Origin of the sequence: Pelagibius sp. CAU 1746 (assembly GCF_039839785.1) — a bacterium.
Classification (GTDB): domain Bacteria; phylum Pseudomonadota; class Alphaproteobacteria; order Kiloniellales; family Kiloniellaceae; genus Pelagibius.
The window spans coordinates 38649-63109 of record NZ_JBDOQT010000003.1; the positions used below are offsets into that span (position 1 = coordinate 38649).

The following is a 24461-nucleotide window of genomic DNA, read 5'->3' on the forward strand; positions in this document are numbered from 1 at the left end:
AATAGTTCGATGATCCTAGAAATATAGAATGACTTCAGGAGCCGAAAGATGACCGACCTTACGACTGCCGCGATCCAGGCCGGCGGCCTCCTGCGGTCCCTGGACCGGGTCTGGCTGAGCCTCGGCCTGCTGTTTGCCGGGCTCGCTCTCGTGGTGCCCGCCCAGGCGGGCGACAGCCTGGTTTTCACCCTCGATGCCTTCCTGCGGCTGCTGCCCTTCCTGCTGCTGTCGGTCCTGTTGGCGGCCTGGCTGAAGGCGGCCGGCGCCGACGGCCTGGTGGCAGGCATGGTCGACCGCGCGCCGTTCGCCGCGGTAATGATCGCGGCGGCAGCCGGGGCCCTCTCGCCGTTCTGCTCCTGCGGTGTGGTGCCGCTGATGGCGGCCATGTTGGCCGCCGGGGTGCCGCTGGCGCCGGTGCTGGCCTTCTGCGTCGCCTCGCCGCTGATGGATCCCGAGCAGTTCGTGCTCATGGCTGCGACCCTGGGGTTGCCTTTCACCCTGGCGAAGACCGTGGCGGCGATCTGCCTCGGCCTGCTGGCCGGCGGCGCGACCCTGGCCCTGCAGCGCGGCGGCTTCTTCGCCCAGCCGCTGCGCGCGGGCGCCGGCGGCTGCGGCGGCTGCCGCCCCCAGGTCGAGGCGGTGCCGCTGCGCTGGGCCTTCTGGCATGAAGCGGACCGGCGGCGCGCCTTTACCGGCGAGGCGCGGTCGACCTCCCTGTTTCTCGCGAAGTGGCTGCTTCTCGCCTTCGCGATCGAGAGCCTAATGTCGGCCTGGCTGCCCGCCGAGGTGGTCGCCGGCTCCCTGGGCGGCGAGTCCTGGCAGGCGATCCCCCTGGCCGTCGCCGTCGGCGTACCGGCCTACCTGAACGGCTTCGCCGCCATTCCGCTGGTCGGCGAGCTGATGGACCTCGGCATGGCCCCCGGCGCCGCTCTGGCCTTCCTCATCGCCGGCGGCGTCACCAGCTTGCCGGCGGCCATGGCCGTTCACGCCCTGGTGCGGCGCACGGTGTTTCTCTGGTACCTGGCGATTGCCCTGACGGGCTCTCTGCTGGCCGGCTTTGCGCTTCAGGCGGTCCTGGCGCTGGCCGGCTGATCCCCTGGCGCCTGCGCGGTTTCCAGCCAGTCAGTGGCGCCGAAGACGCCGGGGAAGCTGGCGCGCAGAGCGGCGTCGAGGTCGGCCATCCCCACCGGCAGGCCCAGGTCGACCAGCGAGGTGACGCCGTGCTCGCTGATGCCGCAGGGCACGATGCCGCTGAAGTGCTCCAGGTCCGGCTCCACGTTGACGGCGATGCCGTGATAGGTGACCCAGCGCCGCACCCGCACGCCGATGGCGGCAATCTTGTCCTCGCGGGCGCCCCGCAGCGGGTCGTTTCTCTCGACCCAGATGCCGACCCGGCCTTCGCGCCGCTCGCCAGTGACGGAAAAGCTCGCCAGGGCGCGGATGACCCACTCCTCCAGGTTCTCGACGAAGCGGCGCAGGTCGGGGCCGCGGCGCTTCAGGTCCAGCATCACGTAGACCACCCGCTGGCCGGGCCCGTGGTAGGTGAACTCGCCGCCGCGCCCGCTGCGGTAGACCGGGAAGCGCTCGGGTTGCAGCAGGTCCTCTTCCTGCGCGGAGGTGCCGGCCGTGTAGAGCGGCGGGTGTTCGACCAGCCACACCAGCTCCGGCGCCTCTCCGGCGCGGATGGCCGCCACCCGAGCCTCCATCGCGGCGACCGCGGCGGGGTAGGGCGTGAGGCCCGGCGCGATCCGCCATTCAACGGGATGGCGGTCCTGGGGGGGCGGGTTCTGTTCCATGACCAGGGAAAATACCTCCTATGCCGAAGATTGCTATCTCTTTCATTTGCTTAGGCACTTGCGCTGGGGCACGGTGCGGGTCATTTTCTGAACGCCGCCGGGCGCCGGCAGCTTCGCCGGCCGGGCCGGCCACGGGTAGGAACAAGTTGAGAGAGCGATGAGGGACGGGATGGCAAAGGATCTTCGCGAGGCCGCCCTGGCGTATCACCGCATGCCGAAACCCGGCAAGCTGGAGATCAGCGCGACGAAACCGCTGGCAAATCAGCGCGATCTGGCTTTGGCCTATTCGCCTGGCGTGGCCGCGGCCTGTGAAGCCATCGCTGCCGACCCTGCGGAGGCCTCCACGCTGACGGCGCGCGGCAATCTGGTCGGCGTGGTCACCAACGGCACGGCGGTTCTGGGCCTGGGCTCCATCGGACCGCTGGCCTCCAAGCCGGTGATGGAAGGCAAGGCCGTCCTCTTCAAAAAATTCGCCGGGGTCGACGTCTTCGACATCGAACTGGACGCCAAGAGCTCGGAGCATCTGATCGAAACCGTGGCGGCGCTGGAGCCGACCTTCGGCGGCATCAACCTGGAAGACATCAAGGCGCCGGAGTGCTTCGAGATCGAGGCCGCGCTGCGCGAGCGCATGAATATTCCGGTGTTCCACGACGACCAGCACGGCACGGCGATCATCGTCGGCGCGGCGATCTACAACGGCCTCAGGCTGGTCGGCAAGGAGATCGGCGATGTCAAGCTGGTGACCTCGGGGGCCGGCGCGGCGGCTCTGGCCTGTCTCGACCTCTTGGTGTCGCTGGGGATCAAGCAGGAGAACATCTGGGTCACCGACATCGCCGGCGTGGTCTACGAGGGCCGCGAAGAGCTGATGGATCGATGGAAGGCGCGCTTCGCCCAGGCGACCGACAAGCGCACCCTGGCCGAGGTGATCGAAGGCGCCGACGTCTTCCTGGGCCTGTCGGCGCCGGGCGTGCTGAAGCCGGAGATGGTGCAGGCCATGTCCGACCGGCCGATCATCATGGCGCTGGCCAACCCGGTGCCGGAGATCATGCCCGAGGACGCCAAGGAAGCGCGCGCTGACGCCATCATCGCCTCCGGCCGCTCCGACTATCCCAACCAGGTGAACAACGTCCTCTGCTTTCCCTACATCTTCCGCGGCGCGCTGGACTGCGGCGCCACGGCGATCAACGAGGAAATGAAGCTCGCCTGTCTCAAGGCCATCGCCGACCTGGCGATGAAGGAGCAGAGCGAGGTGGTGCAGAAGGCGATGGGTGGGGAGGGCCGCAGTTTCGGACCCGACTACATCATCCCCAGCCCCTTCGATCCGCGCCTGGTGCTGGAGATCGCGCCGGCCGTCGCCAAGGCGGCCATGGACAGCGGTGTGGCCACGCGCCCCATCGAGGACTTCGAGGCCTATCGCAACGACCTGCAGCGTTTTGTTTTCCGCTCCGGCCTGATCATGAAGCCGCTGTTCCAGCGCGCCAAGGAAGATCCCAAGCGGGTCATCTACGCCGAGGGCGAGGACGAGCGCGTGCTGCGCGCCGTGCAGGTTGTGGTCGACGAGGGTCTGGCCAAGCCGATCCTGGTGGGCCGCCCTGACGTGGTGGCCACTCGCGTCGAGCGCCTGGGCCTGCGCATCCGCCCGGGCGAGGACGTGCCGCTGATCAACCCGCAAGACGATCCGCGCTTCCGCACCTACTGGCAGACCTACCACGAGCTGATGCAGCGCAAGGGCGTAGCGCCCGAGGCGGCGCGGGAGATCGTGCGCACGCGCGGCACCGTCATCGCCGCCCTGGCGGTGCATCTGGGCGACGCCGACGCCATGATCTGCGGCACCACCGGGCGCTACAAGCGCCACCTGGATCACGTGACCGACGTCATCGGCAAGGAGGCGGGAATTCACGATTGCTCGGCGATCAGTCTTGTCATCCTGCCGACCGGATCTTTCTTCATCGTCGACACCTACGTGACGCCGGACCCGACGGCCGAGGAAGTCGCCGAGATGACGCTGCTGGCGGCCAAGCACGTGCGCCGCTTCGGACTGACTCCCAAGGTGGCACTGCTGTCGCACTCCAACTTCGGTTCGGCGCTGACGCCTTCTGCATGCAAGATGCGCGAAGCCCTGGCGATGTTGCACAAGCGCGCGCCGGATCTTGAGGTGGAAGGCGAGATGCACGCCGATGCCGCGCTGAACGAGACGATCCGCGAGAATATCTTTCCGAACTCCAAACTGAAGGGATCGGCCAATCTGCTGGTCATGCCGACGCTGGACGCGGCGAATATCTCCTTCAATCTGGTGAAGGCGCTGGGTGAGGGGCTATCGGTGGGGCCGATCCTGCTGGGGGTGGCCGCGCCGGCGCATATCCTGACGCCTTCGGTGACCGCCCGTGGTATTGTGAATATGAGCGCCGTCGCTGTGGTCGACGCGCAGGATCGCGCCATCGAAGATTGAACGCCCCGGGGGTGCGCCCCCGCGAGGCAAGCAAGGAAAAGCGCCAGGCCATGTCGCAAACCCCGCCCGAGCGAGACGACACGGATGCCTGGCTGCCCGAGGTGCAGCCGGAGACCTACGGCATCTCTCCCGAGCTGGTGCGCTCGGTTTCCGAGGCGCTGGAATCGGGGCGGCAGGCGGAGGCCCGCGACCTTGCCGCCGAATTGCACGAAGCCGACCTTGCCGACCTTCTGGAGAGCCTCGACCGGGATGAGCGGCCGCAACTCATAGAGGCGCTGGGCGGAGACTTCGACCTCGAGGTTCTGACCTACCTCGACGATTCGGTGCGCGAGGAGGTCGTCGAGGCGCTGGAGCCGAAGCACATCGCCTCCTCGCTGTCGGACCTGAACAGTGACGACGCCGTCGACATCATCGAGGATCTGGACGAGGAGGCGCAGCAGCGCGTCCTGGCCGCCTTACCCCAGGCGGAACGCATGGTGCTGGAGGAAAGCCTCAGCTTTCCCGAGGATTCGGCCGGCCGCATCATGCAGCGCGAGCTGCTGGCGGTGCCGTCGAGCTGGACGGTGGGCGAGACCATCGACTACATGCGCGCCTCCAAGGACCTGCCCGACGACTTTTACGACCTCTACATCGTCGACCCCAAGCACCAGCCCATCGGCTATGTGCCGCTGAGCCGGGCCATGCGCACCCGGCGGCCCGTACTGCTGACTGAAATCATGAACGAAGACATGCGCACGATCCCGATCCACATGGATCAGGAAGAGGTGGCTTATGTCTTTCGCCAGTACGGCCTGGTCTCGGCGCCGGTCGTAGACGACGCCGGCAGGCTGGTCGGTGCCGTCACCGTCGACGACGTGGTCCACATCATCGACGAAGAGGCCGAGGAGGATCTGCTGAAGCTGGCCGGTGTGCAGGAGACGGATCTCTACAGCGCCGTGCTGGACACCACCAAGGCCCGCTTCACCTGGCTGCTGGTCAATCTCTTCACCGCAGTGGCGGCTTCGGTCGTCATCGCCCTTTTCGAGGATACGCTGGAGCGCATCGTGGCTCTGGCGGTGCTGATGCCCATCGTCGCCTCCATGGGCGGCAACGCCGGCACCCAGACCCTGACGGTGGCGGTTCGCGCCATCGCCATGCGCGACCTCGGCTCCGGCAATGCCCTGCGTTTCGTGGGCAAGGAGATATTGGTCGGCTTGGTCAACGGACTGATGTTCGCGGTGGTGGCGGGCGTGGTGGCCTGGGCCTGGTTCGACATGCCGTCGATCGGCCTCATCATCGCCGCGGCCATGGTGATCAATCTGGTGGTGGCGGCGCTGTCGGGAGCGCTGGTGCCCCTGGGCCTGGAGAAGGTCGGCGTCGACCCGGCGGTGGCCTCCAGTGTGGTGTTGACCACGGTCACGGACGTGATCGGCTTCTTCGCCTTCCTGGGCTTGGCGACGCTGTTCCTGCTGTAGCCGGATGCCGCCGATGCCTGGGACGGCTGGCCCGGTCAGTCGTTCTTGAAACGCCCGATGTTGCGGGTGCCGCTCTTTTCCGGGTCGTAGGGGTCCGGGTTCACCGTATTGACCTGGTTTTCCAGCTCTTCCAACTCGCCGGATTTCTTCAGAGCTTCGCGCTCCAGGCGCATCTTGCGCTCGATGTCGGACTCGCAGGCGGCCGTCAGGCCGGCGAAGGTCAGCGCCGTCGCGACGAGAATCAGCCGGCTTATCTTGGCGTCAAACATGCTCACTTCCCTGGCGTAGAGGCTCCCGGCAGGAAGGCTCCCGCCGATGCCGGGCAATATGGCGCGTTCCAGGGGGGCTGTGCAAGCCGCGAGGCGGCGATATGCTGGCCCTCCCAGCACCCTTTGCCGCGAGAAAGCTCTAGAGATGCCGGTTTTCCAATTCCCTGACGTCCAGGTCCAGGATCCCGATTTCGCGCGGCGGGTCCGCGACAGTTTCGACCGCCAGACCATCATGGGGCTGATCGGCGCCCGCCTGACGCGGGTCGAGCCGGGTGAGGTGGAGATCGAGTTGCCTTTTCGTGACGACCTTTGCCAGCAGCACGGCTTCTTTCACGCCGGGGTCACCAGCACCATCGCCGATTCCGCGGGCGGCTACGCAGCCTTCAGCCTCTTTCCGGCCGACGCCTCGGTACTGACGGTGGAGTTCAAGATCAACCTGTTGGCCCCGGCGGACGGCGACCTGCTGCGCGCCGTCGGGCGCGTGGTGAAGCCGGGGCGCACTCTGACGGTGACGGAAGCGGAGGTTCTGGTCGTCAAGGACGGCAGGGAGAAGGCCTGCGCGCGCATGACCCAGACCCTGATGTGTCTGACCGGGCGCCCCGACATGCCCCAGGCGGGCTAGCCGGTCAGGAATCGCCGTTCTTGCCCTGAAGTCCGCGGTAGTAGGTAAAGCCATACCACTCTGCGAGTTCCTTCAGGTCGCCGGCCTCCAGCATGTCATCGCTTTTCGGGCCGGCAAGAAGCTGGGACAACTGTTTGGCGGCCTCGCCGGGCAGACTGGAGACTTCCTCCAGGATGGAGGAAGAGGTGCTTTTTTTGTCAGCATCGGCCAGCCGGCGGCCGAGGGTCTGGGCGCCCAGGCCTTCCCGCAGCATGTAGTCCACCAGTGCAGGCCATTTCTCAGCCAGCACCAAGAAGCGGGCCAGACGGTCCAGTTGGGTGGATCGAGAACGCAAGGGGCGCGGCAGGCCTTTGTCGCCGTCGCTGCGGCGAACCTCGCCTGCCAGGTAGGTTTGCAGCCGAAAACTGTTGATGAAGCGTTTCAGGCGGCGCGGGTTATGAAAGTGCTTGCTGCCGTAGTCCTCCGCGGTATCTGTCACCGCTTTCGAGTCCTTCGGAATCTCCCGCTTTTCCCGGGTCAGCTCCCGCACCATCCGCAGCGGGCCCTGAAATATTCCGCCTCCGCCGGTCCCTGCTTTCGTGACGGGAGGGGCTGCCCCGGCCGGGGCAGCGCCTGTTCCCTGCGGTCCTTCGTCCACCTCGCCCAGTCCCACGGCCGAGCGCACGAGGGCACGCATGTTCTTGTCGTCGTAGGCCGGCAGGCTCAGCCGGGCCTGAATGATTTTTTCCAGGAACTTGTAGCCGCTGCCGTGTTCCATGCGGGTTCGGGGGCTGTCTACGGAGAGCGTCAGTTCCTCCCGGTCGCTCTCGACCGCGTTGGCGACCTTCCGCATATCCATGCCTAGAATGAAGACGCAGGAACGCGAGACGTCGGCAAGCTGCAGGGCCTCGATGATCTCCCCCAGAACCTTGCCCCGGCAGCGGTCGAGGTCATCGATGAACACCACGACCTTGAGGGTGTCGGGCACGGCCTTGCTCAGCTTCTTCATCTCGTCCTCGAACTGCGACAGCGTGCCGATCTTGTCCTTGAAGTCCGTCTTCTCGACGTATTCCAGAAGGTTCAGTCCGAGTTTGCCGGTGAAGGTGACGTAGCTGTAGACCAAGGCGAGCACGACGACGAGGCTGGCGGGGGCATACCAGAATATGCCCCCGGATGAAGCGTTGGCCGCTTCATAGAAGGCCTTCAGGGTTTTCTGGTCGGCGAAGAGCGCGCCGCGAACGCTGCTCCAGTCCATCAGTGCGAGGCTGCCGACGATGAAAAGAAAGGCGAGGGCCACGAAGATCCGCAACAGAAACGGAAGATCGGCATGCCGGTGCCACTTGGTACCCAGCCGCCTGAGGCGGAACAGCCAGCTCTGTCCCGGAGTGAGGCCGTCGCGCAGCGCGCGGGTGACGTTGGCCACGAAGGCCGCCCAGACTTGTTCCGGCTCGCTGAACTTCCATGGATTGAACCAGGTGGTGACGACCTTCACCGCCGTCTGCTGGGCGTCGCTGTGCAACTGCGCGTCGATCAACTTCATGAAGGAGGTCTTGCCGCGCCCCCAGGGCGCGTCGATCGCGATCGCCAGGGGCGGACGCGTCTGCTCGGCGAGGATGAATTCCGCCACGGCCTCGACGTAGGGCCGGAAGCCGAGACGGTCCTGGCTGATGTTCTCGATGGCGCTGTCGCTCAGCGCGACCGGGCGGGCGGAGACGTTGTCGTCGCCGGGCTGCGGCGTGGAAGCCGGCTCCGGTTCGTCGGCTTCTGCCTGCTGTTCCTGGCCGCCCGCCTTGGTAAAGCCGGAAGCTGGGGCCCTGCGGGCTTGCTCGGCGGAATCTGAGAGTGCTTGCTCTTTGTAAGCCTCTTCCGTGGCCCGTAGTGTCTGCGGCCCCCAGATGCCGTCCGGGGTGACGGACTTGTCGTTGCTGAGCAGCCACTTCTGGAGGTCTTCGACGCCCGGCTGCGTGCCCGTGGCATTGAGGTCAAATCCGAAGGTCTTTACCGCCCAATCCAGCGCGTTCGACCCGTGAAGCGGATGCTGAGCCGTGCTCGCCGCGGAGTCGGCATCGGTCGACGTTGCGGCTGCGGATAGATCGTCGTCGAGTGGCTTGGTCATCTTTCTCTCCCCCGATGCGGCGAAGTTTCGCCCGCACCGTGTAAGACAGCGGAGATTTCCCGGTCCCAGTATAACCTCGATCGCGGTCCAGGGGTATGGGGCTGCGTCTTCGGCGCGGTGGCGCGTCGCCGGGCATGCTTGCGCCGCTGCCGGGCGGGCCGGGCGTTTTGCCACTGGTGGGTCTGCGCCCGGGGGCCTAGAGTGCGGCGAAAAGGAAGATCAAGGGAGAGTCGTCAGGACATGAGCGTCAACCAGCTGCCCAGCCTGAACTTCGATCTGGGCGAGACCGCCGACATGCTGCGCGATACGGTGATGAGCTTCGCTTCGGAGGAGATCGCGCCGCTGGCCGAGGAGATCGACCGCACGGACACCTTTCCGCGACAGCTCTGGCCGAAAATGGGAGCCTTGGGTTTGCATGGCCTGACCGTGGAGGAGGACTACGGCGGCGCCGGTATGGGCTACCTGGAGCACTGCGTGGCCATGGAGGAGGTGAGCCGCGCCTCGGCCAGTATCGGGCTCAGCTACGGCGCGCATTCCAATCTCTGCGTCAACCAGATTCGCCGTAACGGCAGCGACGAGCAGAAGCGCCGCTACTTGCCGGGGCTGATCTCCGGCGAGCAGGTCGGCGCCCTGGCGATGAGCGAGCCGGGCGCCGGCTCCGACGTGGTCGGCATGCGCACGCGCGCCGACAAGAAGGGCGACCGCTTCGTCCTGAACGGTTCCAAGATGTGGATCACCAACTGCACGGAGGCCGATACCCTAGTGGTCTATGCCAAGACCGATCCGGCGGCCGGGCCGCGCGGCATCACAGCCTTCATCGTCGAGAAGGACTTCAAGGGATTCTCCGTCGCCCAGAAACTGGACAAGCTGGGCATGCGCGGCTCGCCCACCGGCGAGCTGGTCTTCGAGGACTGCGAGGTGCCGGAAGAAAACCTGCTGGGCGAACTGAACAAGGGCGTGAAGGTGCTGATGTCCGGCCTCGACTACGAGCGCCTGGTGCTGGCCGCCGGACCGCTGGGCATCATGCAGGCCTGCATGGACCTGGCGGTGCCCTACATCCACGAGCGTAAGCAGTTCGGCCAGCCCATCGGCGAATTCCAGCTCATCCAAGGCAAGATGGCCGACATGTACACGACGATGAACGCGAGCAAGGCCTATGTCTACGCCGTGGCCAAGGCCTGCGACCGCGGCGAGACGACGCGCAAGGACGCGGCGGGGGCGATTCTCTATGCCGCGGAGAAGGCGACCTGGATGGCGCTGGAGACCATCCAGACCCTGGGCGGCAACGGCTACATCAACGAATATCCCGCCGGGCGGCTGCTGCGCGATGCGAAACTCTACGAGATCGGCGCCGGCACCAGCGAGATCCGCCGCATGCTCATCGGCCGCGAGCTGTTCAACGAAACCAAGTAGCGGTGCGGGAATCGTTGACCTGTTCCGCCCTTGCGGTCGAACGGCGCCGCCATCCGGACACGGGTGGCCGGCAGCCGATTTTCCGCGATTTGTCCGATATTTCTTTGGAATTACAGCCTCTTGCAGAGAGAGGGCATGGGGTGTTGTCTCGACCGGGCAAGTGATGTTCTCTATGCCGCACAGTTACGGCCCAAGGGAATGCGGATGGCTCTGCAGATGAAAGCCGCCTGTGAGCGCTGCGAGACCGGTCTCGCTCCGGATGGGGAAGCCTGGATTTGCAGCTTCGAATGCACCTTCTGCACGTCCTGCGCCGAGGCCATGTCGCGCCGCTGTCCAAACTGCGGAGGCGAGTTGGTTGCCCGGCCGCGGCGCGAGTTGCCGCCCGCCGTCACTTGACGCCGTTGCTCCGGGTCCGTCGCACCGCTGCGGATTCTTCTTTCGCCGCCGCGGATGCTCAGGCAAGGCGGCAGCGCCTGTTAGGGAGAAAGTATTGCCGACAGTTTTGATTACCGGCGCCAACCGTGGCATCGGGTTCGAGTTCGTGAAGTCCTTCGCGGCAGATGGCTGGCGCGTTCACGCCTGCGCCCGCAACGTTGAAAAGTCGAAGGGGGTGCGTGCCCTCGACGGGGATGTGATCTGCCACAAGCTGGATGTCACCAATGGCCTGAAGGTGGCGAGCCTGGCGCGCGAGCTGGCGGATCAGCCGATCGACCTGTTGATCAACAACGCTGGCGTCTACGGGCCGCGCACCGGGTTCGGCGAAACCGACTACGATGAATGGCTGAGTGTCTTGCAGGTGAACGCCCTGGCGCCGCTGCGTATGGTCGAGCGCTTCGTCGGCCTGCTCGAACAGGGCGCGGGCAAGACCGTCGTCAACATCTCCAGCATCATGGGCTCGATCGGCAACAACAGCTCCGGCGGCTCCTATATCTACCGCAGCTCCAAGGCGGCGTTGAACATGATCACCAAGACGCTGTCGAACGACCTCGGCGAACGCGGCTTCACCGTGGTTTCCTTTCATCCCGGTTGGGTGCAGACCGATATGGGGGGCGAGAGCGCCGATATCCCGGTGACGCAATCCGTCGCAGGGATGCGCGAGGTCATCGCCGGCCTTTCCGCTGCCGACAACGGCAAGTTCTTTAACTACGACGGCACGCCTTTGCCGTGGTAGGGAACGGCCTTGACCAAGATGGCGGAAAAGGAAAGGGAAGCAGTGCGATGAGCCGTTATCATCTGGCCCAGATCAACGTGGCGCGGGCGCTGGCGCCGCTCGATGACCCGAAACTTGCCGGCTTCGTCGAACGTCTCGACGACATCAATGCCCTGGCCGACGTCAGCCCGGGCTTTGTCTGGCGTCTGCAGAGCGACGGCGGCAACGCCACCGATATCCAGATCTCCAACGATCCGAGACTCGTCGTCAATATGTCCGTCTGGGAAGGGCTCGACGCGCTCTTCACCTACGTCTACCGCTCCGACCATTTGCAGGTTATGGCGCAGCGCCGTCAGTGGTTCGAGAAGCCCGTCGGCACGTTCATGGCGCTGTGGTGGCACCCGGCCGGCGATCCGCCAAGCACGGAGGAGGGCCTGCGCCGCCTGGCGATCCTGGAGCGCGAAGGGCCGAGCCCGGAGGCCTTCACCTTCAAGGTTCCCTTCGATGCCAGCGGGCGGCCGGTCGACCGCGGGGCCTTGGTGCGTCAATTGGCAACCTGCGCCTGACGCAGGGAGTGCGAAGCATGTTGTTGAGCGAAGAGCAGAGCCTGATCCGCGATACCGCGCGCCAGTTCGCCCGGGAGCAGCTGGCGCCGAAGGCGGCGGAGTGGGACCGCGAGGCGCGTTTTCCCAAGGAGGCCGTCGCGGCCATGGGCGAGCTGGGCTTCCTCGGCATGCTGGTGCCGCCGGAGTTCGACGGCGCCGGCGCGGATCATGCGTCCTATGCGCTGGTCTTGATGGAAGTGGCGGCGGGCGACGGCGCCTGCTCGACCATCATGTCGGTGCACAACTCCGTCGGCTGCCTGCCGATCCTGAAGTTCGGCACGCCGGCGCAGAAGGAGCGTTTCCTGAAGCCCATGGCGCGCGGCCGGATGCTGGGCGCCTTTTGCCTCACCGAACCGCAGGCCGGGTCCGATGCCGCGGCGATCAAGACGCGCGCCGAGCGCGACGGCAACCACTATGTGCTGAACGGCGTGAAGCAGTTCATCACCTCCGGGCAGAACGGCGATGTCGCCATCGTCTTCGCGGTGACGGATCCCGAAAAGGGAAAGCAGGGCATCAGCGCCTTCGTGGTGCCGACCGACACCCCGGGCTACCGCGTCGCCTCGGTGGAGAAGAAGCTCGGCCAGCGCGCATCCGACACCTGCCAGATCGTCTTCGACGACCTGCGCCTGACTCCGGACCTGCTTTTGGGCGAGGAGGGGCAGGGCTACAAGATCGCGCTGTCCAACCTGGAAGGCGGACGCATCGGCATCGCCGCGCAGTCGGTGGGCATGGCACGCGCGGCCTATGAAGCGGCGCTGGCCTATGCGCGCGAGCGGCGCAGCTTCGGCAAGCCGATCCTGGAACATCAGGCCGTCGCCTTCCGGCTCGCGGACATGGCGACCCGGATTCAAAGCGCCGAACTGATGGTGCTGCACGCCGCAACCCTGCGCGATGCCGGGCGACCCTGCCTCAAGGAGGCGGCGATGGCCAAGCTGCAGGCTTCCGAGATGGCGGAGAAGGTCTGCTCCGATGCCATCCAGATTCACGGCGGCTACGGTTACCTGAGCGACTTTCCGGTGGAGCGCATCTACCGCGACGTCCGCGTCTGCCAGATCTACGAAGGTACCTCCGATATCCAGCGCCTGGTGATCGCGCGCCAGATCGCCGTCGAGCCGTAAGGGGGACGAGGTTCAGTGGTACGATGAGGAAGGCCAAGGTGATGACCGCCAAGATCGATTTCTATTTCGACTTCTCCAGCCCCTATGGCTATCTCGCCGCCGAGCAGATCGAGGACCTAGCGGCGCGGCATGGCCGCGAAGTGTCCTGGCATCCGATCCTGCTTGGTGCGGTTTTTCCCCAGACCGGCGGTCAGCCGCTCCTTAACGTACCGCTGAAAGGCGACTATGCGCGTCGCGACATGGAGCGCTCGGCCCGCCTGCTGGACCTTCCCTTCCAACTCCCCGCGACTTTCCCTTTCATGTCGGTGGCGGCCTGCCGGGCCTTCTATTGGCTGCAGGACCAGGATCCGGCGAAGGCGGTGGCCCTGGCCAAGGCCTTGTACCGGGAGGCTTTTGCCCAGGGGCGGGCGGTCGACTCCGCCGAATCGGTGGTGGCCGTGGCCCGGTCCCTGAACCTCGACGGCGAAAAACTCACCGCCGCACTCAACGATCCCGCGGTCAAGGAGCGCCTGAGGAAAGCGGTGGATGCGGCCATCACCAAAGGTGTTTTCGGCTCCCCCCTAATCGTCGTTGATGGCGAGCCTTTCTGGGGGCATGACCGGTTGGCGCAGGTCGATCTTTGGTTGCAACGAGGCGGATGGTAACCTCCATGGAGGCATCGCCTGTCGGGCAAGGCCTTGGGGCGCCGTTAAAAAATGTCCACAGCGCCTGCGTGATTTGATAGATACTGACAGAGACAGCGGCCCTGAGCAGGTCGGATCAATTCCGGTGAAAATGACGCCATGAGCGAAGGCCCTTTTGACGAGGATGCCAAGGACAGCCAAAACCTAGCCGTGCTTTTTGCCGATATCGACGGCAGCACCAAGTTGTACGAGATTCACGGCGATGAGACGGCGCACCGGCTGACCGCGGAGTGCCTGACGATTCTTGATGCCCAGGCCGGCATCGCCGGCGGTCGGACGGTGAAGACCTCCGGCGACGGAGTGATGTGCGTCTTCGCCACCCCGGACGAGGCCTTCCGCGCGGCGACCCTGATGCGGGACGCGCAGAAGCGCAGCCAGGTATCGATCCACGCCGGTTTCCACTTTGGCCCGGTGATCGAACACGCCGGCGATTTCTACGGCGACACCGTCAACGTCGCTGCCCGCGTCACCGACCTCGCCAAGGCCGGCGAGATCCTGGTGACCGAAGACACGGTGGTCCGCCTCTCGCCGGCGCTGCGCGCGGCCACACGCTGGCTCGACAAGGCGTCGATGAAAGGCAAGAAGGAACCGGTCGGCGTTTACATGATCCTCTCCGAGGACGAAAACGTCACGGTGATCCGCGCGCCGCTGGTTTCGGCGGATAGCGAAGTCCTGCGCCTCGACCTGCGTTACCGCGACAGGTCTTTCACCTTGGAAGAGCCGATGCCTGAATTCGTCATCGGGCGCCAGGACATTTGCGATCTGGTGACCGAGAGCTCCTATGCTTCGCGGCGCCACGCGACCATTCAGGCTGTGCGCGGCAAGGTCTTCCTGAAGGATCACAGCACCAACGGCACCTACGTCCGCAACGCGGAGGGAGAGGTGGTTTTCGTGAAGCGGGAGATGGTGCAGCTCGTCGGGAAGGGAACCATTTTCCTGGGCCGCGAGCCGGAGCTGGCCGAGGAAGACGGTATCGCTTTCAAGATGCCATAGTTGTGACGGCGCATCGCGCCTGCGAAGGCGGAGGCTGGGCAGCCAGCGATGCGAGAATGAAAAAAGGCCGATGGCGGGGAAGATAACAAGCGCCAGGGCCGAAGAAGGGACACGGGGAGTTGATGCTGCGAAAAGGCAATGCCGAAGAAGACGCTGATGAGGCGGTGACTTCGCAGTCCGCCGCGACCCTTGGTCTGCAGAGCAATGTCGGACGGGTTCGTCGCCATAACGAGGACAGCTTCGCGGCCCGCGAAGATATCGGTCTTTGGATCGTCGCCGACGGCATGGGCGGCGCCGCGGCGGGCGAGGTCGCCAGCGCCATCGTTGTCGATGTGGTTCCCCGGGCCGTTGAGCAGGGGGCCGATCTGCCACAGGCCATCGCCGAGGCGAACCGCTCGATCCTCGATGCCGCCGCCTCCGGGCGCGGCAAGCCGGGCATGGGCTCTACGGTGGTGGCGGCCCGGCTCGACGGGCGTGACTACACCGTCGCGTGGGTCGGCGATGCACGGGCCTATATCTGGGGGGACCGGCTGCAGCGCCTCTCGCGCGACCACTCGCGGGTCCAGGAGCTGTTGGATGCGGGCATGATCGACGAGAGCGAGGCCCGCAACCATCCCCACCGCAGCGTCATTACCCGGGTTCTGGGCGGTCCCGACGGCACCGCCGCCGACTCCGATCAGGTTTCCGGTTCCCTGGAGCCCGGGCAGGGGCTGCTGCTGTGCAGCGACGGCCTGACCTCGGAAGTCAGCGACGAGGAAATCGCCGAGATCCTGTCCAGCCGTCCAATGACGAACGGCGAGGGCCAGGCGGCCGTCGACCGGCTGGTTTCCCTGGCGCTGGACCACGGCGGGAACGACAATGTGACGGTCGTTCTGGTCGGCCTCTCCGATGCCGGGGGCGGCCGTTGACCGGGGAGTTCGCCGGCCCCGGCGGCTGGACGCGGCATGAGGCGCTGGCCGCCGGCCGGGCGAAGGTGATAAAGACTGCGCAAGGGGCGTTCGCCGGTGCCCTGAGGCTGCGTGAGGAAGAGGCGCCGGGCAGGTGCCGGCGCCGTATAGGACAGCAAAGATGAGCGACGAGCCAAACAGCCGTGGCGGATCCACCAGCCGGTTCGGATCCGGCTCCGGTGGCGACTACGGACAGGGCGGCATTTTCGAGCCCGGCAGCCTGATCAGTTTTACCTACGAGGTAGAGGCGCTGCTGGCCCGCGGCGGCATGGGCGAGGTCTACCGCACCCGCCACACCGAGATCGGCACCGAGCACGCCATCAAGATCGTGCGGCCCGACCTGGCCAACAACGACAAGATCATGGAGCTGTTCCGCCGCGAGGCCTCGGTCCTGCGCACCGTGCGCGATGACGCCATTGTCGGCTACGACGGTGTGCTGCGCGACGAGGAAGGGCGGGTCTACCTGGTCATGGAATTCGTCGACGGGCCGTCGCTGACCACCTTCATCGAAGACCGGGTGCTGACCCTGGAGGAGGTGCGCCACCTGCGCGACCGCCTGGCGCGCGGACTGGCCGCCGCCCACGACAAGGGCGTCATCCACCGCGACATGTCGCCGGACAACATCATCCTCGGCAACGGCGACCTGGCGCAGGCCAAGATCATCGATTTCGGCATCGCCAAGCTGGCCGACTCCTCGGCCACCACCATCATCGGCGACGACTTCGCGGGACGCTACGCCTATGCCTCGCCCGAGCAGATCGGTCTCTACGGCGGCCAGGTCGATGTGCGTTCGGACATCTACAGCCTGGGACTGGTTCTGGCCACGGCGGCGACAGGCAAGGCTCTCAATATGGGAGAGATCAGCGAGTCCCTGGTCTCGGTGATCGAGGCGCGCAAGCGCGTTCCGGATTTCAGTTCGGTACCGGAGGAACTCCGCCCGGAGCTTGGCTCCATGCTGGAACCGGATCCCGCGGACCGGCCGCAGTCTATGCGCGACGTCGTCGGCCTGGATCAAAAACTGCGCGAGGCGGAGGAGCGGGCGGTCCTGGAGCGCAAGGCGGCCGCAGCCGATCAGGCCGCCGCTGCCGCGCCTCAGCCGGCCCTGGCTGCCGAGCCGGCGGCGCGTCCCGCGGCGGCTTCGCAGGGGAAGCGGACGTGGTTGGTGCCGGCGATGGCCGCGGGCATCGCGGTGGTCGCGGCAGGTGGTTATTTCGCATGGCACCAGAGCGCACAGTCGCCCGAGGCCCCGGTTGCCCAAGCTCCCGTTGCCCAAGCTCCCGTTGCCCAGGCGCCGGCTTCCCAGGCACCGGCCGAACCGTCTGCGGCACCTGCGGAGCCATCTTCTCAGCCGACGGCCGTGGCCGAAGCGCCGGCGGCAGCGCCGACGGAAGTGGCTGCGCTGGACAGCGGCGAAGTCGCTCCGGCTTCCGGCCCGGCGCGGACGGAGGAGCAAGAGGCGGCGGAGCGGGCTGCAGCCGAGGCCCGGCTGGCGGCCGAAGAGGCCCGGCTTGCCGCTGAAGCCAGGGCTGCTGAAGAGGCGGCGGCTGCCGAGGAAGCGCGGCTTGCCGCCGAGGCGAAGGCCGCGGAGGAAGCGCGCCTCGCTGCTGAGGTGAAGGCCGCGGAGGAGGCCAGACTTGCCGCCGAGGCGGAGGCTGAGGCCAGGGCCGCGGAAGAGGCGCGGCTTGCCGCCGAAGCGAAGGCTGCAGAAGAAGCCAGGGCAGCCGAAGAGGCCCGGCTAGCCGCCGAGGCTGAGGCCAAGGCCGCGGAAGAGGCGCGGGAGGCCGAAGAAGCCCGGCTTGCCGCTGCGGCGGCCACGAACGACGTGGCAGCGGCATCCGCTGCGCCGGCGGAGGAACAGGTCGCGGCCTTGCCCGAGCCTTCGGAAGCCGAGAAGCAGCTAGAGAAGCTGAAGGCGATCGAGGCGGGGCTGTCGGAAGAGGAGCGCCGTGAGGTGCAGCGCGACCTTCGGGCCTTGGGGCACTACAGCGGCGGCATCGACGGCAGTTTCGGGCCCGGCACCAGAGACGGGATAATTTCCTATCAAAGGGTGGCGGGCGCCGATCCCACCGGATATCTGCTGCCCGAGACCCGCAGTACCCTTGCTGCCGCGGCCGAGCCGCTGCGCGCCGAGGAGGCCCGGCGGGCCGCTGAAGCCAAGGCGGAGGAGAAGGCGTCAGCCCAAGCGGCGTCGCTGCAGGCCGCGACGGAACGCGCGGCGGCGGAGAAGGAAGCCGCCGAGCAAGCGGCGGCCCGGGCGCGGGCGGCGGCGCAGACCCGCGCGGCTCCCGCGGGAACTTCCCTGCAGGCGGCGCTGCCCAACGAGAGCGAGTTCGACCGTGTCATGCGGATGGCGGAAGCCGGCGATATGCTGGCCCAGGCCAACCTCGGTCAACGCTACTATCGCGGCCGGGGCGTGGGTAAGGATCTCGGGGAGGCGGTCCGCTGGACCCGCAAAGCTGCCGAACAGGGTGAGCCCCGCGCCCAGTCCAATCTGGGGTTCTACTATATGAACGGTGAGGGGGTCGGCCGGGATCCGGCCGAAGCCGCCCGCTGGTGGCGGGCCGCGGCCGACCAGGGGCTGGCGCAGGCGCAGTTCAATTTGGGCCTGCTCTACGAACAGGGCCAGGGGGTGGCCGCGGATTACGCCGAGGCGGCCAGGTGGTACGCCCTGGCGGCGGAGCAGGGCGACCGCAATGCGGCGACCCGTCTGGACGGCCTGAAGCGGCGCAATCTGATCCCCGGCGGTTAACTTTCCGGAACCTTGGGGAGAGCCCCTTCTCGGACTTCGCTTTTTCGGTGTATTGGGCACCCCCAAATTGCACCCTTGCAAAGCCGAAGTAATTCAAACCGTTGCGGTAGCTTCGCTTGCACCTTTCGGAGAATCTGGCTATACCGCTCTTCGATGTGTTAATCATGTAATCTGTCGGGTGTTGTGCAGGGCCTGCACGATGTCCAGCGCAGGGGAATTATCAAAGGGGAAAGCCGATATGAAGGCGAAAGGAATTATCGTTGGCGCCGGCTTGGCTGTTGCGGTCTCGATGGCTGCGCCGGCCAATGCGATTACGCCGTTCAACGTTCCCGGCACCGATTTTTGGGACCATCCCTTCGGGAGCGTTTTCGACACGCGCAGCGGGTTGGACCTGGAGGCCAACGGCATCGCTTTCAACCAGGGCCTCTATGCCGGCTATGTCGAGCTGTCGGAAGATCGTTCCGACGCATGGCTCGAGGCGGATTGGGACTTCGTCGATGGCGAATTGTTCAACCATAAGGCCCGCACTGCCTATAAGAACTCCGTGGTGCTGCCGGATGCGCCCATGGACCGTGAGCTGACGGAAGAGCAGGCGGCCACTTTCCAGGCGGCGCTGGAGCGTCTGCGCACCGGTTTCGATCGCGGCGGCCGCTATCTGGCCCCGCAGGACGCGGCCTTCGCCCAGGTCAAGTACGACTGCTGGATCGAAGCGACCGAGGACGGCCGCGCCGGCGACGCCGAGGGTTGCCGTGCGGAGTTTGAATCGGCGATGGCGGCGGTGGAGGCCCAGGCCAACTACGCCCTGACCGAGATCGACTACACCACGCCGGCGCCGGCCATGGCCGCCGCGACGCCGTCGCAGATGCAGTTCATCGCGCTGTTCAACTTCGACAGCACCAACTACGCCCCGGGCAACGAGACCATCGTCCGTGAGGCCTTGGACGCCGCCCTGGCGAACCCGGACACCTCGCTGAACATCGTTGGCCACGCCGACCGCTCCGGTCCGGTTGCCTACAACCAGACCCTTTCCGAGCGTCGCGCCAACCGCGTGATCGAGGAACTGGTGAGCGGCGGTGTCGATCCGGTCCGCATCAGCGGTGAGGCGGTGGGTGAAACCCAGCCGCTGGTCCCGACTGCGGATGGCGTGCGTGAAGAAGGCAATCGCGCGGTCGTCATCAACTTGCAGTAAGCTGCGGTCCAGCGCCGGGAGGCCTCTAAAAGAGAGAGGCGCAATTCCCCGGCGAAGCGCCCAGACGCTTAACGAAAGAGCCCCCATGGCTTAACGCCATGGGGGTTTTTTCTTTACGAATTTCGGGGACCGCGTCCGCGGCCGGTCTGTGGCCGGGATTTTTCTTGTCCGAAGCCACAACCTTAGCAAGAAAAACTAAAATACAAGACGCTGCCTGGTCTGCCTCTTTCAGCCTATGGGTCAGCTCTGGGACACCACTACCGATCTCCGGTCGATCACAGGAGTGTCACAACACCGTTAACGGGTTTGGCCGTTGAATTTAATATTTCCTAATAAAATCCACCGTTTCAAGCCATCAATCCTTACTTGGCCCTCCTGCCTGTTAACCATAAGAGTATCAAACCTCATACATAATAGCATGTGATTTAATCGAACCTTTCTTGTAAATGCCACACGATTCCCACAGACTGCCGACGCCTTGAATAAGGCGTTCGCGTACAGCGCGAAACTGGGGTCAATTAGGACCGTGTTCCTTGCGGTCAGCGTCTGCAATGGGGGCAAGGCGCCAAACGGAGATGGGTAATGACGGACGATCTGCAGCGCGGCAACGAACAGGTCCAGAGCGAGAACGACCAGGCGACCGAAGGCGGCTCCCCCGAGACCAGCTATGGGCGCGGTGACTCGATGGTGGCCCTCGGCCAGGCCGAACCTGCGCTGGTGGTGGCGCGGCCGGCGGCCGGTCAGACCGTGGTGCTGGACACTGCGCCGAACCAGACCGTTGTGCTGAATTTCGACCCCGCTTCGGCTCAGGTTCAGGTGGAAGAGGGCAATCTGGTCCTCGGGTTCGACGATGACGGCGATGGCAGCGTCGACAGCCGTATCGTGTTCTTGGACCTGGCCGCGCAAGACGGCGAGACAGCTACCTTCCAGATCGGCGGCGCCGAGATCGATTCCACCCTCCTGGTCAATCAGGCCCTGGCTCTTGCCGGCCAGCAGGAGGCGCCGCTCGATGAGGTCGCCGCCGGCCCCGGTGCGACCGGTGGCGGCGCCAGCGCCTATGACGACAATCTCGGCAGCATCCTGGATCTGCTGGTTGCCCAGGGCGTGATTCCGCCGACCGCGCTGCAATTTCGCCTGGTCGAACTCGAAGACGATCCGACCGCCTTCGACGACGCCGATGGCGTGATCGCGCTGACCTTCGAGACCGTCACCGAGGGTGGCGAGGGCTTGGTCGGCACCTTCGGCGGCGGCTTCGAGGACTGGCGGCCCAACCAGGACGACTGCGACGGCCCGACCGCGCCGATGCAGATTTTCGTGGGCTTCACGCCCGCCGATAACGAGGAACTCGTCTCTCTGACGCTGTCCGGTATTCCGGCGGGCGCCGTCCTCTATGTCGGCGGCACCGGTCCGGCCAACATCGTCGACACCAGTGGCGGTACCTCGCCGCTGTTGACCCCGGCGGACCTGGCCTCGGGCCTCTATCTGCTGCCCCCCGCGGACAGTGGCGACGACATTCCCCTGACGGTAACGGCGACCATTTCCGATCCGGACAGCGGCGACACCGCCGTCATTTCCGGTTCCGCCACCGCGATCATCGATTCCGTCGCCGACAACCCCTTTGCCCAGTTCGACGGTGCGGTCGAAGGCGGCGAGGGCTGCGAGGGCGGCGAGGGAAGCACCGGCGCCAGCGACGCCGAGATTGAGGCTTTCCTCGGCCTGACCAGCGGCGCTCTGGATGATGCCGCCAATGACGGCTATGGCGGCAATGGCGAGGAAAACGCCACTGACGGTTCGGCCATCAAGACCTCCCTGGAACTCCAGGAAGGCGACCACGTCGAGATGACCTTCAATTTCCTTGATGCGGAGGGCAGCGGCACCGGCGCCAACTTCCAGGACTTTGCCTTTATCACAGTGAACGGCGAAGTTTTCCGGATCGCCAACGTCGGCGATTCCAACGATTCGACATCGGCGGCCTACATCGCCCCCGGAATTTCCCTGTCCTGGGACCAGGAGTCCGGCTACTTCACCCTCTCGGTGGACGTTGAAACTGCCGGCACCTACGAACTCGGCATCGGTGTGATGAACGAGGGCGACACCAGCGTCGATTCCGCTCTGCTGGTTGACAACCTGATCGTGACCCGCGGCGAAGACACCATCTTCGAGGACGATTTCACCTCTTTCGGCAATTGGGAAGTCGTCGGCGGCGGCTTCGTCGCCATTGTCGGTGATGTGAACACTAACGAGGACATGCCGGGCGCCCCCAGTCAGGGTTTGCTGGTCGCCACTGGTGATTTCGATCCCTCGGCCTGTGGCTGCGAGATCATCACCTCCTATCTGAGCTACAACGAAGACAACGGTGCGCCGCTGGGCGATGGCCCGGTCAGCGTTGCGGTGCAGCTGCCCAACGATAGCCAGGGTGGCGGCGACTACGACGACTGTCCGGTCGACCGGGAGCCGATTTTCGGCGCCGGTTTCGTTGCCGGCGTGACCGACAGCGACGGCTCCGAGAGCCTCACCAAGATCGTCATTTCGACCTACGCAGAGGCGGAGCCCGGCGGTAACGATCCGCAGGGCCTGGAAGTCGCGCTGTCGGGCGTCGACGATCCGGCTGCCACCAACTTCATGGTCGGCGAGCAGGTGCTGGTCGACGGCGACACAGTTCAGGTGGTCGCCACCTTCGCCGACGGCTCCACCGGTCTGGCCACGGCCACGATCGAAATCGCCGACGGTGATCTCACCCTGGTCTTCGATGCCGCCGACCGCGTGCAGTCGGTCGACCTCTCCGGTGACTCCGACACGCCCTTCCAGGTGCGTCTGCCGCAGCACAGCGACGACGACTTCCAGCTGAACCTGGAGGTGACGGCCACCGAATTCGATATCGACGGCGAACTGGCTCTCGAGAACAACCAGGCGACCCACCAGGCGGTGTTGAATGTCGAGGTCAAGGCCGTGGCCGACGGCGCCGGCCTGAACGTCGACGGCGCGACGATCGACTTCGTCGAGGACGGGCAGGCTGATCCGGCGCTGCACGGCGACGATGCCGGCGAGAGCAATCTGATTATCCCTCTCGACATGCTGCAGGCCGATCTGATCGACCAGGACGGCTCCGAAGGCATCACCCAGTTGAAGATCGATCTTCAGGGGGCGGATGCCGGCGCCATGTTCGTCGATGCCGGGGGTAACCCCCTGGGCGCCGAGCTGGAGGTTCCGGTCGAGGGCGGCACGGTGACCGCCCAGGTTCAGGTCGTCGGCGACAGCCTGATCCTGACCTTCGACGGCAACGAAACCGCCGGACTGGACATCGATGTTTCCGGCCTGATCGGCGTCAAGCTGCCGATCGACGATTCCGACGACTTCACGGTGAAGTTCCAGGCGACCACCACCGAAGTGCATCCCGAAGGCGATGTCGCTTGCGAGTCCAAGACCACGGAGACCAGCTACGACGTGCACGTCGGCGGTGTCGCGGGCCCGGCGGCCGTTACCTTTGGCTCCTACGACAACTTCCCGGGCTGCGACGAGCCGCAGTTGGACGGCAACACCCTGACCCTGTCCCTTTTCGAGGACGGTCAGGCCGCGGTCGTTGACCAGGGCGGCGAGGGCGGCGATGCCGGCCCGCAGATCGTGCCGATCTTCTTCTCCGCGGCGCCCCAGGATGCCGACGGCTCCGAGAAGATCACCCAGGTGAAGCTCAGCCTCGAAGGTGCGCCGGAAGGCACGGCCTTCGTGTCCGGCGGCCTGCCGTTGGAAGCGGGCGACGAGGTTGCCGGCGGCACGGTCTCCTTCGAGGACGGCGCCTTGGTGCTGACCTTCGGCGCTCCGGGCCTGGACTCCGTCGATCTTTCGGCCATCGGCGTTGAGGTGCCGCAGCACTCGGACGACGATTTCTCGATCCAGATCAAGACTACGACCACTGAATACGACGATGACGGCGTCAACCCGGCGGTCGCGACCCACGACACGGACGCCACCATCAACGTGAAGCTTGACGCGGTCGCCGACCCGGTGACGGTCTCGATCGACGCGGTCAGCAGCAACGGAGGCGACGAGGCCTTTGCGCCGGGCGAGGCCGGCACGGTGACGGTCGATGCGACCTTCGGCGACTTCGAGGATGGCTCCGAACTCCATACGGTGACGGTGGATATCCCCGAGGGCTTCACGGTGACCGACCTGGCCGGCGGTACGCCGGACGGTGTCGCGGGCACCGTGACCTGGACCGTGACCGGCAGTAGCTTCCAGGCTGTGCTCGGCGTTCAGGCCAACGAAGGCCTGACCGAAGACGAGACGGTGATTTGGGAGGCCGAGGCCAAGGCCGTCGAGCAGAACGAAAACACCGGCGGCGGTGAAGGCGACGCGGAGTGCACCACCGGGAACAACGTGGCCACGGCGACCGCCGAGGATGACGTGACGCTGGATCCGGCGCTTCCGCCGACGATTGACGTCGACCTTGAGGGCAACGAGGCCTGCGTCAAGGAAGACGGCACGCTTGAGTTCGACATCACGGTGGCCGCCGAGGCGGGCAGCGACGACGTGCTCGACTCGGTGACCTTCGGCCAATTCCAGGCCCTGCAGGCCGCGGGCTGGACCGTGGACGTGGACGACAACGGCGCGGGCGGCAGCTTCGATGCCAACTTCCTCTACACGGCCGACGGTACGGACCAGTCGGTGGTGTTCACGGTGACCCTGACGCCGCCGGCGAACAGCGACGTCGACGTGTTCGGCGAGCTGGGCGCGGACCTCTCGGTCTCGGCGACGGTGGCCGATCCGCACAGCGGCGACACCGCCTCCAGCGGCCCGGTCGTCATCGATGTGAACGTCGATGCGGTTGTTGACGGCTCGGAGGTGACGCAGACGGGCGCGGCCTCGGGCGACGAGGACACGGCGATCGACCTGAACCTGGCGATTGCGCTGGGCGGCGACAGCACGACGGGC

Annotated in this window: 17 protein-coding genes and 1 pseudogene; 15 read left to right on the top strand and 3 right to left on the bottom strand. The window is 66.0% G+C overall.

What is annotated here, in order from left to right; genetic code table 11:
* The first annotated feature begins 48 nt into the window (after positions 1 to 48).
* Positions 49 to 1092, top strand: coding sequence for a permease (locus AAFN88_RS21640; RefSeq protein ID WP_347522855.1), 1044 nt, complete (start codon positions 49 to 51; stop codon positions 1090 to 1092).
* Here the strand turns inward: AAFN88_RS21640 and lipB are convergent.
* Complete coding sequence (gene lipB, locus AAFN88_RS21645; RefSeq protein ID WP_347522856.1) at positions 1065 to 1796, bottom strand: lipoyl(octanoyl) transferase LipB; 732 nt, start codon at positions 1794 to 1796, stop codon at positions 1065 to 1067. The genes AAFN88_RS21640 and lipB overlap by 28 nt on opposite strands.
* Before the next feature lie 169 nt (positions 1797 to 1965).
* Here lipB and AAFN88_RS21650 point away from each other — a divergent pair, with 169 nt between their 5' ends.
* Positions 1966 to 4245: an NADP-dependent malic enzyme gene (locus tag AAFN88_RS21650; RefSeq protein WP_347522857.1), complete on the top strand. Its 2280-nt coding sequence runs from the start codon at positions 1966 to 1968 to the stop codon at positions 4243 to 4245.
* 50 nt (positions 4246 to 4295) lie between these two features.
* Positions 4296 to 5699 carry a magnesium transporter gene (mgtE, locus tag AAFN88_RS21655; protein WP_347522858.1) on the top strand — a complete coding sequence of 468 codons (1404 nt, stop codon included), beginning with the start codon at positions 4296 to 4298 and terminating at the stop codon, positions 5697 to 5699.
* Positions 5700 to 5734: 35 nt separating this feature from the next.
* On the opposite strand, the gene AAFN88_RS21660 is transcribed toward mgtE, so the two are convergent.
* The gene (locus AAFN88_RS21660) at positions 5735 to 5968 is read right to left on the bottom strand and encodes a hypothetical protein (RefSeq protein ID WP_347522860.1); all 234 of its coding nucleotides are present in this window, start codon (positions 5966 to 5968) and stop codon (positions 5735 to 5737) included.
* Between the two features lie 145 nt (positions 5969 to 6113).
* Here AAFN88_RS21660 and AAFN88_RS21665 point away from each other — a divergent pair, with 145 nt between their 5' ends.
* The gene (locus tag AAFN88_RS21665; RefSeq protein ID WP_347522862.1) at positions 6114 to 6590 is read left to right on the top strand and encodes a PaaI family thioesterase; all 477 of its coding nucleotides are present in this window, start codon (positions 6114 to 6116) and stop codon (positions 6588 to 6590) included.
* Positions 6591 to 6594: 4 nt separating this feature from the next.
* On the opposite strand, the gene AAFN88_RS21670 is transcribed toward AAFN88_RS21665, so the two are convergent.
* Positions 6595 to 8685 (bottom strand): P-loop NTPase fold protein, encoded by a 2091-nt coding sequence (locus AAFN88_RS21670; protein ID WP_347522864.1) that lies wholly within the window; start codon positions 8683 to 8685, stop codon positions 6595 to 6597.
* A 240-nt stretch (positions 8686 to 8925) separates the two neighbouring features.
* On the opposite strand from AAFN88_RS21670, the gene AAFN88_RS21675 reads away from it, so the two are divergent.
* The 11 genes and pseudogenes from AAFN88_RS21675 to AAFN88_RS21725 all read left to right on the top strand — a co-directional run.
* Positions 8926 to 10098 carry an isovaleryl-CoA dehydrogenase gene (locus AAFN88_RS21675; RefSeq protein WP_347522866.1) on the top strand — a complete coding sequence of 391 codons (1173 nt, stop codon included), beginning with the start codon at positions 8926 to 8928 and terminating at the stop codon, positions 10096 to 10098.
* 216 nt (positions 10099 to 10314) lie between these two features.
* Positions 10315 to 10494, top strand: a complete 180-nt coding sequence (locus tag AAFN88_RS21680; protein ID WP_347522916.1) for a DUF1272 domain-containing protein — start codon at positions 10315 to 10317, stop codon at positions 10492 to 10494.
* 94 nt (positions 10495 to 10588) lie between these two features.
* Positions 10589 to 11269: an SDR family oxidoreductase gene (locus tag AAFN88_RS21685; RefSeq protein ID WP_347522867.1), complete on the top strand. Its 681-nt coding sequence runs from the start codon at positions 10589 to 10591 to the stop codon at positions 11267 to 11269.
* A 47-nt stretch (positions 11270 to 11316) separates the two neighbouring features.
* On the top strand, positions 11317 to 11814 hold the full coding sequence (locus AAFN88_RS21690) for a DUF3291 domain-containing protein (RefSeq protein WP_347522868.1): 498 nt from the start codon (positions 11317 to 11319) through the stop codon (positions 11812 to 11814).
* Between the two features lie 17 nt (positions 11815 to 11831).
* A complete protein-coding gene (locus AAFN88_RS21695) occupies positions 11832 to 12971 on the top strand; it encodes an acyl-CoA dehydrogenase family protein (protein WP_347522870.1) in 1140 nt (379 codons plus the stop codon).
* A gap of 41 nt (positions 12972 to 13012) precedes the next feature.
* A complete protein-coding gene (locus AAFN88_RS21700; RefSeq protein WP_347522871.1) occupies positions 13013 to 13615 on the top strand; it encodes a 2-hydroxychromene-2-carboxylate isomerase in 603 nt (200 codons plus the stop codon).
* A 138-nt stretch (positions 13616 to 13753) separates the two neighbouring features.
* Positions 13754 to 14647: an adenylate/guanylate cyclase domain-containing protein gene (locus tag AAFN88_RS21705; RefSeq protein WP_347522872.1), complete on the top strand. Its 894-nt coding sequence runs from the start codon at positions 13754 to 13756 to the stop codon at positions 14645 to 14647.
* A 122-nt stretch (positions 14648 to 14769) separates the two neighbouring features.
* Complete coding sequence (locus tag AAFN88_RS21710; RefSeq protein ID WP_347522918.1) at positions 14770 to 15555, top strand: protein phosphatase 2C domain-containing protein; 786 nt, start codon at positions 14770 to 14772, stop codon at positions 15553 to 15555.
* Between the two features lie 160 nt (positions 15556 to 15715).
* Entirely contained in the window at positions 15716 to 18343 is a 2628-nt protein-coding gene (locus AAFN88_RS21715; protein WP_347522874.1) for a protein kinase, read from the top strand.
* A gap of 238 nt (positions 18344 to 18581) precedes the next feature.
* On the top strand, positions 18582 to 19532 hold the full coding sequence (locus AAFN88_RS21720) for an OmpA family protein (protein ID WP_347522876.1): 951 nt from the start codon (positions 18582 to 18584) through the stop codon (positions 19530 to 19532).
* A gap of 582 nt (positions 19533 to 20114) precedes the next feature.
* Positions 20115 to 24461, top strand: a pseudogene (locus AAFN88_RS21725) (hypothetical protein); the annotation flags it as partial.